The 17,102-nt window shown below is 33.6% G+C and carries 12 protein-coding genes; 9 read left to right on the forward strand and 3 right to left on the reverse strand.

What is annotated here, in order from left to right; all coding sequences use genetic code 11:
• Positions 1-3 precede the first annotated feature (3 nt).
• From DMB65_RS00805 to DMB65_RS00815, 3 genes are read right to left on the reverse strand one after another with little or no spacing between them, the layout of a single operon-like run.
• Positions 4-1,194: a glycoside hydrolase family 130 protein gene (locus DMB65_RS00805; protein WP_110304775.1), complete on the reverse strand. Its 1,191-nt coding sequence runs from the start codon at positions 1,192-1,194 to the stop codon at positions 4-6.
• A gap of 26 nt (positions 1,195-1,220) precedes the next feature.
• A complete protein-coding gene (locus DMB65_RS00810) occupies positions 1,221-2,612 on the reverse strand; it encodes an MFS transporter (protein ID WP_110304776.1) in 1,392 nt (463 codons plus the stop codon).
• A gap of 38 nt (positions 2,613-2,650) precedes the next feature.
• Positions 2,651-3,787 carry a glycoside hydrolase family 26 protein gene (locus DMB65_RS00815; RefSeq protein ID WP_110304777.1) on the reverse strand — a complete coding sequence of 379 codons (1,137 nt, stop codon included), beginning with the start codon at positions 3,785-3,787 and terminating at the stop codon, positions 2,651-2,653.
• A gap of 283 nt (positions 3,788-4,070) precedes the next feature.
• On the opposite strand from DMB65_RS00815, the gene DMB65_RS00820 reads away from it, so the two are divergent.
• From DMB65_RS00820 to DMB65_RS00860, 9 genes are all read left to right on the forward strand, one after another.
• Positions 4,071-4,949, forward strand: a complete 879-nt coding sequence (locus DMB65_RS00820; RefSeq protein ID WP_110304778.1) for an AraC family transcriptional regulator — start codon at positions 4,071-4,073, stop codon at positions 4,947-4,949.
• Between the two features lie 312 nt (positions 4,950-5,261).
• The gene (locus tag DMB65_RS00825) at positions 5,262-8,429 is read left to right on the forward strand and encodes a SusC/RagA family TonB-linked outer membrane protein (RefSeq protein ID WP_110304779.1); all 3,168 of its coding nucleotides are present in this window, start codon (positions 5,262-5,264) and stop codon (positions 8,427-8,429) included.
• An 11-nt stretch (positions 8,430-8,440) separates the two neighbouring features.
• Positions 8,441-10,003, forward strand: coding sequence for a RagB/SusD family nutrient uptake outer membrane protein (locus DMB65_RS00830; protein WP_110304780.1), 1,563 nt, complete (start codon positions 8,441-8,443; stop codon positions 10,001-10,003).
• A 20-nt stretch (positions 10,004-10,023) separates the two neighbouring features.
• Entirely contained in the window at positions 10,024-11,094 is a 1,071-nt protein-coding gene (locus DMB65_RS00835) for an IPT/TIG domain-containing protein (protein ID WP_110304781.1), read from the forward strand.
• Between the two features lie 83 nt (positions 11,095-11,177).
• Positions 11,178-12,440, forward strand: a complete 1,263-nt coding sequence (locus tag DMB65_RS00840) for a fasciclin domain-containing protein (RefSeq protein WP_110304782.1) — start codon at positions 11,178-11,180, stop codon at positions 12,438-12,440.
• Positions 12,441-12,533: 93 nt separating this feature from the next.
• Positions 12,534-13,766 carry a glycoside hydrolase family 27 protein gene (locus DMB65_RS00845; protein WP_110304783.1) on the forward strand — a complete coding sequence of 411 codons (1,233 nt, stop codon included), beginning with the start codon at positions 12,534-12,536 and terminating at the stop codon, positions 13,764-13,766.
• Positions 13,767-13,777: 11 nt separating this feature from the next.
• A complete protein-coding gene (locus DMB65_RS00850; RefSeq protein WP_110304784.1) occupies positions 13,778-14,743 on the forward strand; it encodes a glycoside hydrolase family 5 protein in 966 nt (321 codons plus the stop codon).
• A gap of 561 nt (positions 14,744-15,304) precedes the next feature.
• Positions 15,305-16,336 (forward strand): porin, encoded by a 1,032-nt coding sequence (locus tag DMB65_RS00855; protein ID WP_110304785.1) that lies wholly within the window; start codon positions 15,305-15,307, stop codon positions 16,334-16,336.
• Between the two features lie 318 nt (positions 16,337-16,654).
• Entirely contained in the window at positions 16,655-17,101 is a 447-nt protein-coding gene (locus DMB65_RS00860; protein WP_110304786.1) for a T9SS type A sorting domain-containing protein, read from the forward strand.
• The last annotated feature ends 1 nt before the right edge of the window (position 17,102 follow it).

The raw sequence follows: 17,102 nt of genomic DNA on the forward strand, positions 1-17,102 counted from the left end.
AAATTATATTGCGTTGTTTTTTTCGATCTGGCTGATTATTGTTTCAACAGATCCAGCAGATATATAGGTATCAGCCGGAGTATTAGTGACATAATCAACTAATTTTTCTACTGAAGATACGGCAACATGCATTCTGGTATCCGAAGAAGCATAATACACATAAACAGTTCCGTCTGTGTCTTCAATCCATCCGTTAGAAAACAACACATTCGAAACATCTCCAACCCTTTCTATTCCTTCTGGTCCCATAAAATGTCCTGCCGGAACGTGGGTAACTTTTGAAATATCATTAAGGTCTGTCATGAACATGTATAATGTGTAGCGCAATCCTGCGGCGGTATTACGGACACCGTGTGCCAGATGGAGCCAGCCTTTTTCTGTTTTGATAGGAGCAGGACCGAGGCCGTTTTTTAACTCATAAACAGTATGATAGTGTTTTCCAAAAATGATTTTCTCGTCATTAACAACAGGATTTTTCATGTCATCAACATAACCTAAACCGATACCGCCACCTGCACCAACATCAATAAAACCATCCTGAGGGCGCGTGTATAAAGCATATTTTCCGTTAATGAATTCAGGGTGTAAAACGACATTTCGTTGCTGACCGGTATTCGAAATCAAATCAGGAAGCCTTTCCCAATTCACTAAATCTTTTGAGCGAACGATCCCTGCATTAGCTACAGCTGAACTTGTGTCAGCCTTAGTTGCTTTTGGATCTTTTCTTTCTGTACAAAATATTCCATAAATCCAGCCGTCTTCATGCTGTACCAGACGCATATCGTAAACATTGGTGTCCGGTTCTTCTGTTTGTGGAATCACACAGGGTTTATCCCAAAACTTGAAATTGTCGATACCGTTTGGACTTTCCGCAATAGCGAAAAAAGACTTTCTGTCAATTCCTTCCACTCGTACTGCCAGCAGATATTTACCATTCCATTTCATCGCACCTGCATTGAAAGCAGCATTTATTCCGATACGTTCCTGTAAAAACGGATTGGCTTCCTCGTTAAAATCAAAACGCCAGTTCAGAGGTACATGTGCTGCTGTAACTACTGGGTTTTTATAACGCTGATAAATACCGTTGCCTATTGTATTTTGAGGCTCATTTTTTTGTTCAATGAGCGTTTGATGCTCTTTTTCTAATGCTGCTTTTCTATCCAGAAAAGTAGCTGAAGTGGTTATTGTTGTCATATAAATCAATTTCTAAATCTGTAATTTTAATTTTTTTTGTCCCTTTTTTCGTTTAAGTCCTGTTCTATTATTTGTAATTTTTCTTCAGATAAAGGATAGAATGCAATAAATGCTACTGATATTGCTGCAGCGATTGCGGGAAGTATGCTTAACATTAATTGAATTCCGTTTTGAGCTGTAGCAGTCTGTTCAACATTTGCCTTAAAGCCATAGTACCCCAAAAGCCATCCTGCTCCGGCACCGCCAATGGTCCATCCGAATTTTTGTGACATTGATGATGCAGAGAAAACCAGTCCTGTAGCTCTGCGCCCTTGTCTCCATTCAGAATAGTCAGCACTGTCGGCATACATGGACCAGATTAAAGGGAAGATGCAACCGGCACAGATACTAATTAATACCTGAAAACTCATGATGAGTAAAATATCTTCTTTTCCGAATAAATAGAAAATTAAACTTAAGATTGCAGCTAATGCCATTGCGCCAAAAAAGGTTTTCTTTTTACCAAATTTATTAGCAAGCGGTGTTGCTGCTATAACTCCAATAATGTTTGCGGCTTGACCTAATACCAAATAAATAGAAGTTGGTGTCATGTGAAAGTTGGTTCCAAAAAGAGAGAAATCAAAATTCACACTACTGCTTACATAATATTTAAAATAGTAAACCGCCGCTCCGTCGCGTATAGAATTGAATATCAATGCGCCAATTCCAGCTCCAAGTAAAATCCACCAGGGTCTGTTTTTTATTAAATCTTTCAAGTCTTCCTTTAGGTTTGTCTGTTCTTCATCTATTGGTTTTATTCTTTCTTTTGTCCAGAAAAAACAAGCCCAGAAAAAAGCAGTTGTTATGATTCCGAATATGACAATTGTAGTCAGCCATCCTGTTTTTGAATTAAGGTTTCCTCCAAAATAATTAACTAAAGGTTCAATGAGCCAAAGTGCCAGAAGGCTACCTCCAAACGCAAAAACCATTCGGTAAGAAGACAAAGTGTTTCTTTCTTTACGATCAGAAGACATTACCCCCAAAAGCGAAGCATAAGGAACATTGATCAATGAGTAAATCATCATCATAGCCGAATAGGTGACGTAGGCATAAATTATTTTTCCTTTTTCATCAAAATCAGGTGTATAAAAAGTCAAAACCCCGATAACGGCAAATGGCACGGCAACCCAAAGCAAGTAAGGTCTGAATTTTCCCCATTTTGTTTTGGTTCTGTCAGCAATAATGCCAACTATAGGGTCGAAACAAGAATCCCAGATTCTGGTAATTAAAAACATGGTTCCTACTATTGCTGGCGCTAGTCCGAAAACATCGGTATAGAAAAACAGAAGATACATACTGAAGATTTTCCAGAACATAGAAGAGGCGGCATCTCCGAGTCCGTAGCCTATTTTTTCTTTCAAACTGATTTTGTCGTGCATTTAGTTTCTTTTTAAGGGTTGGTAGTTTGGTTAGTTCGTTATTTTAATATTTTTTTAATGTCTTTTTCGAATAAGGTTTTATCAAGATTATAAAAATCTACGAAGTCTTTTGCGCTTATTTGACCTGAATAAGGAACATAATAATGCATTTTTTGTTCTTTTTCCTGCCAGCCATGATTTCTCCAGAGTAAAACATAAGATATTTTATAATCGCCTATAGCTTTTGTTAAAGTTTCTGTCCACCATTTTGCATCGGGAATAGCTTCGTATCCTGCTTCAGCTACAGCGGTTAATTTGTGTTTTTCAGTACCAATTTCGTTGATGATTTTTAGCTGGTTCTGAACTTCGGCTATAAACTTTTCACCCCCTTTATCATCACTATTTTGATAGGCATCAAAACTCAGAATATCTACATAATTATCACCTGCGTAATTGGCTAAATAATCTTCTTTCGAACTGAAACTACTAGTGTTATAGACATAAATCAAATTATGAACTCCTTTTTTTTGCAGATACTCGAAGGTGAATTTCCATGCAGCTTTAAACTCTTCTGGCGTTCCATTCCCTTTTCCCCACCAGAACCAGCCTCCTGTAAGTTCATGATAAGGTCTGAAAAGAACAGGTATGTGTTTTCCTTTTTTATCCTTTAATGACAAAAAGAAATTGGCAGCCTTATCCAGCCACGAAGTGAATTTTTTATGGTTTTCAGCACCTGATAAAATTGTTTTTAGGGAGTTTGGAGTATTATCCCAAGCATTTTTTTCGGTTGCAGGATTATCAAAGTGCCAGCTTATTGTCGAAATTCCACCTCTTTCATTAGCTTCTTTAATGTAACGCTTCATCTTTTCAAACGGCACTCCATCAATATTGTTAACAGCGTCTTTTTCTAAACCTGCAATATCCCATCCGTAAACTGCAGGATAATCCCCGACAACTTCTTTTATGTCGCTGCGGAGATCTTCATATTTCCAGTTTACTCCATAAGCGAGATCATCCTGATGCCCAAAAAGATATCCCTTTTGTGCTAAAACATTCAGTTTTTTATAAAGAGAGACCGTTGCAGGTGTCGCTTTTTTATCTGAAACTGATAAATTAGTATTGTCGATAATACCCTGAGAAGAACAAGAAACTCCTGTAAATACAGTTATGATTAGGGTTAGTATGTTTTTTTTCATTTAAAATTTTTATTAGTTCCAGTACAATAGTGATCATTGCTGTTTAATAATTTTAGCAACACTGATTTGGAGCTGTATTTTGTTTAAAATTATTAAAACTATAAAAATATACTAGCTTAAAAACGATTAATGTTTATAATTAATATTGTTTTAAAAGAATTGATAATTTTATTTTTCAAAGATAATTGGATGTTTGAAGTAGAATTAATATTATTTTATCAATTATATATCATATTATTGCAGTTAAATTTATTGTTTCATATTCTTAAAAGTATATAATAGGATGAGTACTGCTAAAAATTTTTATAGAGAAATTGCGCCACTTTCAAGCGGAGATAGTTTTTTAGTCTTTGACAGGGTTAAAGACAGTTTTGATTTTCCGGTACATTATCATCCGGAATTTGAGATTAATTTTATTTTAAACGGAAAAGGAGTTAAGCGCGTTGTTGGAGATAATATTGAAGAAATTGATAATATTGAGTTGGTTTTGATAGGACCAAATTTGTATCACGGCTGGGAGTTAAATAAATGCACAAGTAAAAAAATACATGAAATTACGATACAGTTTCATAATGATTTATTTCATGAAACCTTGCTTTCCAGACGGATTATGAATCCGATTCGGGATATGTTTAACCGTTCAATACACGGTATTTTATTTTCTAAAAAAGTGGCTGAAGAATTAACCCCTAGGCTGGTAAAGCTCTCAAAATTAGATGGAATAGATTATTTTTTGGAAATCACCTCGTTATTGTATGATTTGGCTAATTCCAGAAATCAAAGGTTGCTTTCTACTTACACAGTAGATTATGATACTTTCGAAGATTATGATAAAATGAAGTTAGTGTATGAATATGTGCAGAAACATTTTGCTGATAAAATTACTTTAGAAGATGTGGCCAATATTGCAAGTATGTCTATAATTTCGTTTAACCGGTTTATAAAAAAGCGTACAGGAAAAACTTTTGTAAATTATATCAACGATATCCGTATAGGTTATGCAGCCCGTTGGTTGGTTGAAAAAGATATGAGTGTTTCGGAAGTAGCCTTTAAGTCTGGATTTAATAACATCGCAAATTTCAACCGTAGTTTTAAAGCTATTAAGAACTGCACGCCTAGTCAGTATAGAGAAGATTTTTCTGGATTAAAGAGGATTTTGTAATGATACTTTTTTTGCATAAACAAATATTATTTTTAACGAAATCGTTGTAGTTTTTGGGAATTGTTAAATAATATTTATTGTTTTGGTCTAAGTCAGGGTGTTAATTACGAATAATGTAAAAAAACAATATTTTTATTTCACTATGTGTTTTTTTAAATCGTTAAAGTAAAAATATTATCATTAAATGATATAATACTATTAATTTTATATGTGGATCTGTTATAGATTTGTTAAAATAAAATAGTAAAATGTTCAACTATCATTTTACTCTCTTTATAGAAGTATTAAACTTAAACTAACCAAAACATTATTATGAAAAAACTAATGACTAATTTTATTCATTGGAATGCTAACCACAGAGCAATTCCATTGATTTTATTTCTGTTGCTGACCAGTAATTTTATTACGGCTCAGGTTAAATTAACGGGAGTGATAACGGATGATAAAGGACTTTCTATACCGGGTGCTAATATTTCGGTTATAGGATCAAAAAAAACAGTTACTACAGATTTTGATGGTAAATATTCTATTGATGTACCAGCAAATGCTTCTATTTCGGTGTCTTTTATTGGTTATGTTACTCAGACAATTAATGTTAAAAATGGTGGGACAGTCAACGTAGTTTTAAAACTAAGCGCAGAAGATTTACGTGAAGTGTTGGTAAATGTAGGATATAGAAGTGTTAAGAGAAAGGATTTAACGGGTGCTATTTCTTCTGTCACTACAAAGGATATAGCAGATTCTCCCCAAGTATCAGTAGAACAATTGTTACAAGGACGTGCTGCAGGGGTTTCGGTTACGAATAATTCAGGCCAGCCGGGAGGTAATGTGTCGGTTAAAATACGTGGAACAACTTCTATTTCAGGAACTAATGAGCCATTGTATATTGTAGATGGTATTCCGATTTCTGGAGATGCTGCCAATACTGCTACAGGTGGTACTATTGTGAGTGGTTATCTGGGTGCAAATACAGGGAACGTAACTACAAGTCCTATTGCATTTTTAAATCCTAATGATATCGAAACAATGGATATTCTAAAAGATGCTTCTGCTACTGCTATTTATGGATCCAGAGCATCTAATGGTGTTGTGATTATTACTACTAAAAGAGGTAAAAAAGGTACAGGTAAAATAACTTATGACTCGTATTATTCTGTTCAAAATGTAACTCGTTTATTGGATACGATGACTTTGAGTCAATATGCGACACAGCAAAATGCTTTGGCAGCTGTTTATGGTGTAGCTCCGAGGGATGAATTTGCTGTTCCGTCTGTTTTGGGTAAAGGAACAAATTGGCAGGATGAGATTTATAAAACGGCAGTAATGAGTAATCACCAGGTTTCATTTTCCGGCTCAAAAGATGGGACTAATTACTATATTTCTGGAGGTTATCTTAATCAGGAAGGTATTGTTGTGGGTTCCGGCTTCGGGAGATATAATTTTAAAACAAATATAGATACTAAAATAAAAAATTGGTTGTCTGTTGGCGTTTCTATTGGAGCGGGAATAACAAATGAGGATATTACAATCAATGGCGCAAGCAATGGTATTATCAGTACTTCTATTTTGTCTACTCCAGATGTTGCAGTAAGAGATACTAATGGAAATTATGCAGGACCCCCAGCAGATGGATCAATAGGTGTTTGGATTAACCCTGTAGCTTCAGCTTTGATGAATACTAACAAGTTGGTCAAAAAGAATTTCTTAGGAAATTTTTATGCTAATTTTAGAATTGCAAAAGGACTTGAATACAGATTTGATTTCGGTGGTTCTACTAATATTGATAATTTTGAAGGCTTTCAGCCTACTTATGTATGGGGTGCAGCTGTTAGAGAAACTAATCAGTTGACAGAGAGAGCTAACAATTGGTATGGTATTAATGTTAAAAATGTTTTAACTTATAGGCATGATGCTGGCGAACACCATTTTAATGTTTTAGCAGGTCAGGAGGCTAACGATAGTCATTGGTTTGGAAATTCACAAACGGTTTCTGGTTTGTTGAGTAATGATATTCATTCTATTAGTTTAGGTGATCCTGATACACTTACAGCTTCAGAATACAAAGGAAGCTCTGCCTTATACTCTTTCTTTGGAACTTTTAATTACGATTATAACAATCGATATGGATTACAGGCAACAATGAGAGCGGATGGAAGTTCTAATTTTGGACCAGGTCAAAAATGGGGCTACTTTCCTTCATTTTCAGGATATTGGAAACTTTCAAATGAAAGTTTTATGCAAGGAGCTAAAGAATATATTGATAATATCAAGATTAGACTTGGTTATGGTGAAACCGGAAATCAAAATATTGGAGGTGGAGCTTACATGAGTACTGTTCGTGCGATAAAATCTGCATTGGGTAACTACTTTACAGTTAACAATATTGCAAATCCTGACTTAACTTGGGAAACTTCTGAACAAACAAACTTAGGTTTGGATTTTACACTTTTTAATTCAAAACTTCAGGCAACATTTGAAGTCTATAGAAAACAGTCGGCTGGATTTTTATTCGTCTTGCCATTGCCTTATTATGTTACTGGTACAGATAATTATCAAGGAGGTTTAGGAGCACCAAGTGTAAATTTAGGAAGCTTAAGAAATCAAGGTTTTGAGATGACTTTAGATTACAATGAAAAGTTTGGTAAAGATTTTACTTGGAGTTCTAAAGTGAATTTCTCTACTAATAAAAATAAACTATTAAGCTTACAGGATAATTTTGATTTAACAAAAGATGCACTACTTAATGATTATACCACTAAAGCGGTGACCAAAACTGTTGTTGGTTTACCAGTTGGTCAGTTCTACGGATATGAAACAGTTGGAATTATCAGAACTAATGAGCAATTAGCCAATGCACCTATTCCTTTTACGGGGAATAAAGCTGTGAAAAGTCAATTAGGAGATGTTGAGTATGTGGATCAGAATAAAGATGGTTTGATTGATGATAAGGATTTGACCTACATAGGTAATCCACAGCCTAAATTTAATTTTGGTTTCAATAATACGTTTAAATACAAAAATATTGATTTAGGGGTCTTTTTACAAGGGTCTTATGGAAATAAAGTAATGAACTTAACCAGACGTGCCGGTACTAAAAACCAACGTTTATATGAAAATCAATTAGCAGAAGCTGTAGATTTTTGGACACCAGAAAATGTTGATGCAAAATATCCAAGACCTGATGGTGCAGACGGGCATCCAAATATAGCAATCTCTGATCGTTATGTAGAAGATGGCTCATATCTAAGAATTCAGCAAGTGACTTTAGGGTATAATTTACCTTCGGATTTTATTTCAAAAGCAAGTATTAGTAAATTAAGATTTTACTTAGGTGTCCAAAATCTTTACACATTTACCAAATATACAGGTTATGATCCAGAGGTAGGTTCTTATAATCAGGATCCTTTATTGTCTGGAGTTGATTCAGGACGTTATCCTACCAACCGTACTTTTACTTTTGGATTGAATTTAGAATTTTAATTACTACTCTTATGAAAAAATATATCAATATAAAGACCTTAGTTTTGTTCTTAATACTAGGTTTGGTAACTACTTCTTGTAGCGAAGATTTCTTGGATCGTCCATCTGAAGATAGTTATAGCAGTGATCAGTTTTATAATACTGACGAACAAGTAACACGAACTACTTATGGGATGTACGGCGCAATGTGGTCTCCTTATTATACCAAAAATTTTTACGCATTGTCTGAGTTATCATCAGGAAATTGTTTAGCCTATGCAGATGGTCCAGAACTGATTCAGTTTAAATTAACTTCTGACAGCCCTATCTTGTTAGATCCATGGAGAGCTTGTTTTGCAGTTGTAGCACAATCAAATAATTTAATTAATAATATTGAAAAAAATGCTACTTCAAACGTCAGTCCTGCTGTAATTAAAAACACTATTGCAGAGGCCCATTTTTTTAGAGCCATTGCTTATTTTTATTTAGTTCGTTTGTATGGACCGGTGCCTATTATTGAAGATAATTTAGCTTTGGCAAAAGACCCGTTAGTTAATACAAATAGAGTTGAAGATGTTTATACATTTATTGAAAACGATTTAAAACATGCAGCAGCAAATCTAAAATCAAAAATTAGATCCAGAACTCCTGGTAGTGAAAATGTATTTGTAACGCAAGGTTCTGCTGAAGCATTTTTAGCCAAAGTATATTTGTATGAAAAAAAATATGCAGATTCTAAATTAATGGCTGAAAAAGTAATTAATTCTGGGGAGTTTGGTTTAATGCCAAATTTTGCAGATTTGTTTTTGACAAGTAAAAATAATAATGAAGAGTCTATTTATTCCTGGCAATGGTCTGGTGCTATAAATACTTATGGAGGAGGAAATTTTTCTAATATTCAATATGGACTGGATATTTTAAATGATAATGCTTCGTACGGTGCTACTTATGTACCAAGTAATGATGTTCAGGATGCTTTTGAAATTGGAGATTTAAGAAGAAAAGAGTCTTTTATGATTTATGGTGATTCTTATCCAAATATCAAAGCTGATGGTGTGGTAGGTTTTGTAATGGATCAAGATAAATACCCAAGTGTTTTGGGCAACACAGGTGCGGCTGTTAAGAAATATGTAGTGGGTCAGGCTACTAGTGAAACAGGACCGGCAGATTCATGGGGAGGAATGAATAATTGCAATTATATTATGCGTTATGCTGATCTTTTATTGATTCATGCTGAGGCAATTATGGCAGGGGCTGATGAGACTACTAATGCTGCTGCAAAAGAATCATATAATAAAGTAAGATCTAGAGCAGGTCTTGATATTTTAGGAACTAATGCAGCTTTAACAAAAACGGCTTTATTTCGTGAACGTAGAGTTGAATTCGCTTTTGAAGGAGAATTTTGGTTCGATTTGGGAAGACTTCCTCGTCAGGAAGCAATTAGTATAATCTCTCAACAGGATAGGGGTTTTGATTCTCAAGGGGTAATGCATTATACACCTACACCAACTGATTTTGTTTACCCAAAACCAGATATTGAAGTTAGAAAAAATCCAAAACTGAAAGAAGCACCGGTCCCTTACAATTTTAACTAATTTTTTAAAAGTAAATCAATATGAAAAATATAAAAAATAGAATGTTATTGAAGTTGTGTTTTTTGGTTTCGATTTCAATTTTACTATTCACTTCATGTTCAAATGATTCTGAAAATTCATCCGGTAAGCTTGAAGTAACAGGAATTAGTAAATCTGTAGTGGATGATCCTTTGGTGGATGGAGATAGAGAAGTTGATGTCCCTACAGAGATTATTAACGCAGGAAATTATTATATTATTAGGGGATCTGGTTTTGCAACATTAAAATCAATTTCATTTAATGGATTAGAATCTTATTTTAATCCGACAATGGTAACAGATAATACAATCGTTGTATTAGTGGATCAAAAAACGCCATATTATAATGAAATGGACGAAATGAAAATAGTTACCAGTAAAGGTACTTTGAACTATACTGTAGCTGTCAGACCTCCAAACCCTAATATTAAAGGATTTCCAATTAATCCTAACCCTGGAGATATAATCACGATTACAGGAGAATATTTTTTACGACCTGTGGTGAATTTTGGGACTACAACAGTTGAACCTATTGAATCATCGCTGACTGAAATAAAAGTGAAAGTTCCAGAGGATATTAAATATAAATATCTTTCGATTACGAATGTTTCAGGTACAACTGTTGCTAATCAGGCATTTGGAAGCGCTATTTACGACGATGCTCCTACTAATATTTGGGGTTGGGAAGAAAAATGGGATGCTACCAACACTTTTGATTTAGCATATACTAAAGATTTTAGTCAAGGATCTAAGTGTATTGAATGGAAATCAGGTGAATGGGATGCTTATATTATTGCTCTTGCTTTTTGGAATTTTACAGATACAGATAAATTCAAAGCAGTGAGATTCTCGGTTAAAGGTTTAAAAGCCGGAAAAGCGAAGTTGTTTATTAATGGAGAACCTAATAATAATTTTAAAGTAGTAGAATTTAAATCTGATTCTTGGACTTATATAGAAGTCCCTTTTAGTGACTTAGGTAATCCAAATGTATTAAGCAAAATAGGATGGCAGGAGTTTGGTGGTTTTGGTGGAAACACAATCTTACTTGATGACATTGGATTGGTATTAAAATAATTGTGAAGGATTTTAAAAAATAATTTCGATAGTTAGTTGAGTTTGTTTATTAGAATCCATAATTAAAAACTAAAAGAGAATTTATGAAAAATATATATAATAAAGTAAAACATATTGCTGTATGTGTCTTTTTGGCTGTTGCGGTTTCTTCTTGTAATAATGATATTGAAGATATTGGAGGAGCAGAACAAAATTACAACACAGCATACGGGTTGCTTCACGCAAATACTAATTTAACTACGTTTGCAAAAGCAATAGAATTAACAGGTTTGGAATCTATATTAAATACAACTGAAGATTTTACCTATTTTGTTCCTGATAATACTACTCTAGATGCTTATTTGGTAGCTAACGGTTACGTAAATGATTTAGGATATCCGGATATTAATTTAGTTCCTGTAGAAAATTTAAAGCAACTTGTTTTAAGTCATGTTGTTAAAGGTTTCAAAAAGAGAGTTGCTAAGCTTGAAGGTGTAGAAGCTGATTATTTAGAAACAGGGGAGTATGCTACAATGGCAAATGCAGTAAATCCTGATTTGTATTTATTGAGTATCAATGTAACCAATGGTGTTTTGAAGGTAAACGGATCTGATAAAGTAGCACCAGGATTAGATTATTACGGGACAAATGGTTTTGTAAATGTTTTAAGTAATGTAATTGAGTTAACGCCTCCTGCTCCGGTAATTACAAGTCTGTCACAAGTATTGGCTTCCCCAGGAGATGTTATTACAATCACAGGGCAAAATTTTGTAAAAGTTAAGAGTGTAAGGTTCGGATCTACTGCAGCTGCAATTACTGTAGTGTCTAGAACAGAAATAAAGGCAACTGTTCCATCTGATTTTGATTCGTACTCACTAATTGTTGTAGAGACAGATTTTGGAATATCTGCCTCTAGCAGTATAGGTCTTAAATACTTGCTATACGAAGACTCATTAAAAGGCACCGGAGGTGGCTGGGGAGGTGAAGTTATCTGGCAAAGTACCGAAAAAGTTAGCAGAGGGACATATTCAATTAAAAAAGTAATAGGGAACTGGGAAGGAATTACGATGAAATCTAATATAATTCTAAATACTACGGATTATCAATTTTTTAAAATGTCTGTTTTTTCTACTGAAAGTACTAAGATTTTTGTTAATATAAATAGTAATGATTTATATAACTCAGCTAAAGGTACGACAGTTACTTTGGTGCCAGGTCAATGGAATAATATTTCAATACCTATTTCAGACCTACATCCTGAGCTTATAAGTGGAGGGAATTTTGATGAAATTCTTATTCAGGAATTTTCAGGAATCTCACTAACTCCTGGTAGTGTTATTTATATAGACGATCTAGGATTTTTATAAAATAAGAATTGGTCAATTTGAGTTAGTTTAAGATATTCCCTAATTGAAAAATTAGGGAATTCTTTTTATAATGTATTTTTAATTTTAAAAAAAATGAAAAAAATAATTTTAGTACTGGCTTTAGGTATTTCAGGTTTAGGCTTCAGTCAGGGAAACACTCACACACAATCCGGAGGAAAATTTGAAGGTTTAGCCATGACACCTCCAATGGGTTGGAACTCATGGAATACTTTTGGAACTAGTATCGATGAAAAATTAGTAAAAGAAACAGCGGATATTATGGTTTCATCCGGAATGGCAGCGGCAGGTTACAATTATATTGTGCTTGACGATGGCTGGATGGCAAAAGAACGCGATGTTAATGGCGATTTGGTTGCTGATCCTGTTAAATTTCCTAACGGAATGAAAGCAGTAATTGATTATGTACATGGCAAAGGTTTGAAATTTGGATTGTATAATTGTGCAGGAATCCAAACTTGTGCAGGATATCCCGGAACAAGGGGTTATGAATATCAGGATGCACGTTTTTATGCTAAGCTCGGAATCGATTTTTTGAAATACGACTGGTGTAACACAAAAGGAATTACCGCTCCAGAAGCGTATACAACAATGAGTAATGCCTTAAAAACTGCCGGAAGACCTATTGTGTTTAGTCTTTGTGAGTGGGGTGATAACCAGCCTTGGGAGTGGGGAAAACCCGTTGGGAACCTTTGGAGAATCTCAGGAGATATTTATCCATGTTTTGACTGCGAATTTAAACACCCTGAAAATTGGTCATCCTGGGGATTTATGAAAATTGCAGACATGCGTAAAGATATTCGTAAATATTCAGGACCTGATCACTGGAATGATTTTGATATGATGGAAGTAGGGAATGAAATGAACGATACCGAAGATAAAGCGCATTTTAGTTTATGGTGTATGTTGGCGTCGCCTTTGTTTAGCGGAAATGATTACAGAAAAATGTCAAAAGAAACGTTAGCAATTTTAACCAACAAAGAATTAATTGCGGTTAATCAGGATAAATTAGGAATTCAGGGTTTTAAATATCTTGCAGAGGATGGATTGGAAGTTTGGGTAAAACCTTTATCAGAGGGGAATTGGGCAGTAACGTTCTTAAATAGGAGTGAAGTTTCAAAGAAAATCAATTTCGATTGGAAAAAATATATAATTAAAGATGCTGATTTTGGTTATGAAGCAGATTTTAATAAAACAGTTTTCAGGATAAAAGATCTTTGGAAAAATAAGGAAGCAGGGAATACAAAAAAGAATTTCATTGCTGATATTACTCCTCACAATGTTATAACTCTCAGATTAACTCCATAACAGTTTTTGATATGAAAACAGAAATTAGACTTTTTGTCTCTACCTTATTATTAATCGGCTGTTTTGCTAATGCTCAATTTGTGAAAAAGCATGGGCAGTTAAGTGTTCACGGAACTCAATTGGTTGATAAAGATAATATTCCCGTGGTTTTAAGGGGTATGAGTTTTGGGTGGCATAGTATGTGGCCAAGATTTTATAATCAAAAAGTAGTTAGCTGGCTAAAAAAAGACTTTAATTGCAATGTAGTTCGTGCAGCTATGGGAATCGAATTAGGGCAGATGCCCTATACAAAGGAACCACAGTTTTCAAAAGATAAAATTGAAACAGTTGTAAAAGGTGCAATAAAATCTGATATATACGTAATTATAGATTGGCATAGTCATAATATAAATTTAGAAGAAGCGAGGTTTTTTTTCGACGAGATGTCTAAAAAGTATTGTAAATATCCAAATATAATATATGAAATATTCAATGAACCTGATCATGAAACATGGCCGGAAGTTAAAAGCTATGCAGAAGAAATCATTAAGGTGATAAGAAGCAATGATTCTAAAAATATTATTTTGGTTGGTTCGCCAAATTGGGATCAGGATGTGAATCTTCCGGCAGCCGATCCTATTTTAGGATACCATAACATAATGTATACGATGCATTTTTATGCTGCAACGCATGGAAAGGAATTGAGGGACAGAACCGATGAAGCAATTAAAAGCGGACTTCCAATTTTTATTTCAGAATCAGCAGGTATGGAGGCTACAGGTGACGGGCCTCTAAACATTAAAGCCTGGCAGGAATATATTGATTGGATGGAATCCCGAAAGTTAAGTTGGATAACATGGTCTGTTTCTGATAAAGATGAAACGTGTTCGGTTTTACAAAAATCTGCGAAATCAACAGGAGGCTGGAAAGAAAAAGATTTGAAAGAGTCCGGAGTAAAAGTTCGTCAATTTTTAAGAAAATACAATAGCCAGGAATAATGTCATTTTTTGTGATTAAGAAGAGCCCGTTTGTTTTGAACGGGCTTTTGTGTTTTTAAAGGTTATACGTTACATTAGTCAGGTCTTTTTTTTGTAAGAATTTTGATTGCTTTATTTTAAATGTTAATTAGTGTTTGGGTTAATTGGTTTTTGTGTGTTTTGATTTTTTTTAACTAGTACCCCTTGTTTTTTATGGGGTTATTTTATTTTTTTTGATAAAATTGGTTTAAAAACATGTCTTTTTCGTCTTTAATAATTGATTAACCCGTATTTTTTTGCTTGTAATTTGTAAAAAACCGTTATTATATTTTTAAAAACGTATCCTTATAAATATGAAAAAACGATTATTTTTAATTTAATTTTTGTAATCCGTAATTCTTTATCTAAAACATTAAAAAAATAGTTTTCAATTCTTTTAGTCATACAAAAGTTAATAAATTCGCTGAAGAAAATGATGGTGATTTAAGCAAATTTGAAGCCCATAAAATGACAACATATTAATTAATAAAAGATAAAAATTTAACTAACCAGAATCAATTAATAACTAAAACCAATTTACACATGAAAAAATTATTATGTATTTTATCATTAGCCTTAACAACAGGTATTGCATTTGCACAAGATGAAACTCCAGCAACTACTCCTTTAGAAATTTCAGGTTCTGGAGATATATATTACAAATATGATTTTGCCAAAGTTCCTAATATACCAACAAGTTTCGCAACAGATCACAATTCAGTTTCTTTAGGAATGTTAGACATTGCTTTGAAGAAAAAAATAAAAAATATTTCTTTTGTAGGTGAAATTTCTTTTGGACCAAGAGGGCAATATCAATCTATTCCAAATGGTGATGGAACTGATGCAAATGAAGCAAATTCATTCCACATCCAAAATTTATACGCTACTTATGCAGTTTCGGATAAACTGAGTTTGACTGCAGGTTATATGGGAACATTTATTGGGTATGAGGTAATCTCTCCGGTGGGGAACTTTCATTACTCTACTTCTTATATGTTTACCAATGGCCCATTCCAAAATGCAGGAGTTAAAGCAAATTATGCTATAACTGAAAAATTTGGAGCAATGGTAGGAGTATTTAATGACTCGTGGAATAAATATAATGCTGATCCGCAAAAAGGATTAAATGCTGTAGGAGGTCAATTGTCTTATGTTACAGATAAAGCAAGTGCTTATTTGAATTTTATGGATGGCTCAGTAAGTGGTACTATTGTTGATTTGACTGCAACATTCCAATTAACGGATAAATTCAAATTAGGTTTAAACGCTGCTGATTTTTCAAACGAAGGTGATGTAGGTTATACAGGAGCAGCTTTATACCCATCTTATGCGATTACTGATGCTTTTGCTTTAGGTTTGCGTGGCGAATACTTTAAATTCAAAGAAGGATATGGTGATTCAAGTAATACAAATGTAACAGCTTTTACTTTGTCAGGAAATTACAAAATAAACGGTTTAACTATTATTCCAGAGTTTAGACTTGATTCTAATTCTGATAAAGTATTTAAAGATTCTGATTTAGCAGTAACTAAATCTGCTTCTCAGGTGCTTTTAGCCCTTGTTTACGGATTCTAAGATGAATTTTAAAAACATACTCTTTCTGGAAAAGAGATAAAGATTGATATTTTTTTTTTTTTTTGAAAGCTGTCAAAAATTGTAAAATTTTTGGCAGCTTTTTTATTGGTTTCTATAGATCAGTTATTTGCAAAAATAGGCGTTGGTTTCTTGTATCTTTTTGGAGATTATTGATAAGCCAGAACAAAAAAACATAGAGTTTTTTCATTTTAGTTACACGAATTTATTCATAATATCACTAAAAGTAGGTATTGCTTATAAGCATCACTTTAAGTGATATTTGCACAAAATTAAAACTTACCCAACAATGCTATTTATATGAAAAAAGAATTACTATTTGTGATATTGCTATTTTCTTTTCTAACACAGGCACAACAAAAATTAGAATTTAGTTACGACAATGCGGGAAATCAGATTACACGTGTATTGTGTTTATCATGCACTTCAAAACCTGCAAAAGAAATAAAAGAGATCGAAGCTCTTACTGAAGATGATTTGTTGAAATTTTCTCAGGAAGATGTAATTTCCTATTACCCTAATCCGGTAAAGGAAGAACTTTACCTTGCATGGCAACTCCCGGCAGAGAATAATGTTTCTTTAATTAAGGTTTTCTCCATAACAGGGCAGTTATTAATCGAGTATAAAGTAGATGCTAAAGCAAATAGCCAAAATATTCCTTTTCAGAGTTACCCAAGTGGTATTTATGCTGTTTTGCTTAATTACAGTAATGGAGAAGAAAAATCAATTAAAATCATTAAAGAATAAA

Source organism: Flavobacterium cheongpyeongense (assembly GCF_003202435.1).
GTDB lineage: Bacteria > Bacteroidota > Bacteroidia > Flavobacteriales > Flavobacteriaceae > Flavobacterium > Flavobacterium cheongpyeongense.

Coding starts and splice junctions, on each gene's coding strand:
- DMB65_RS00860 (WP_110304786.1), top strand. CDS start 16,655: ATGAAAAAAGAATTACTATTTGTGATATTGCTATTTTCTTTTCTAACA.
- DMB65_RS00815 (WP_110304777.1), bottom strand. CDS start 3,787: ATGAAAAAAAACATACTAACCCTAATCATAACTGTATTTACAGGAGTT.
- DMB65_RS00830 (WP_110304780.1), top strand. CDS start 8,441: ATGAAAAAATATATCAATATAAAGACCTTAGTTTTGTTCTTAATACTA.
- DMB65_RS00825 (WP_110304779.1), top strand. CDS start 5,262: ATGAAAAAACTAATGACTAATTTTATTCATTGGAATGCTAACCACAGA.
- DMB65_RS00820 (WP_110304778.1), top strand. CDS start 4,071: ATGAGTACTGCTAAAAATTTTTATAGAGAAATTGCGCCACTTTCAAGC.
- DMB65_RS00805 (WP_110304775.1), bottom strand. CDS start 1,194: ATGACAACAATAACCACTTCAGCTACTTTTCTGGATAGAAAAGCAGCA.
- DMB65_RS00855 (WP_110304785.1), top strand. CDS start 15,305: ATGAAAAAATTATTATGTATTTTATCATTAGCCTTAACAACAGGTATT.
- DMB65_RS00850 (WP_110304784.1), top strand. CDS start 13,778: ATGAAAACAGAAATTAGACTTTTTGTCTCTACCTTATTATTAATCGGC.
- DMB65_RS00840 (WP_110304782.1), top strand. CDS start 11,178: ATGAAAAATATATATAATAAAGTAAAACATATTGCTGTATGTGTCTTT.
- DMB65_RS00835 (WP_110304781.1), top strand. CDS start 10,024: ATGAAAAATATAAAAAATAGAATGTTATTGAAGTTGTGTTTTTTGGTT.
- DMB65_RS00810 (WP_110304776.1), bottom strand. CDS start 2,612: ATGCACGACAAAATCAGTTTGAAAGAAAAAATAGGCTACGGACTCGGA.
- DMB65_RS00845 (WP_110304783.1), top strand. CDS start 12,534: ATGAAAAAAATAATTTTAGTACTGGCTTTAGGTATTTCAGGTTTAGGC.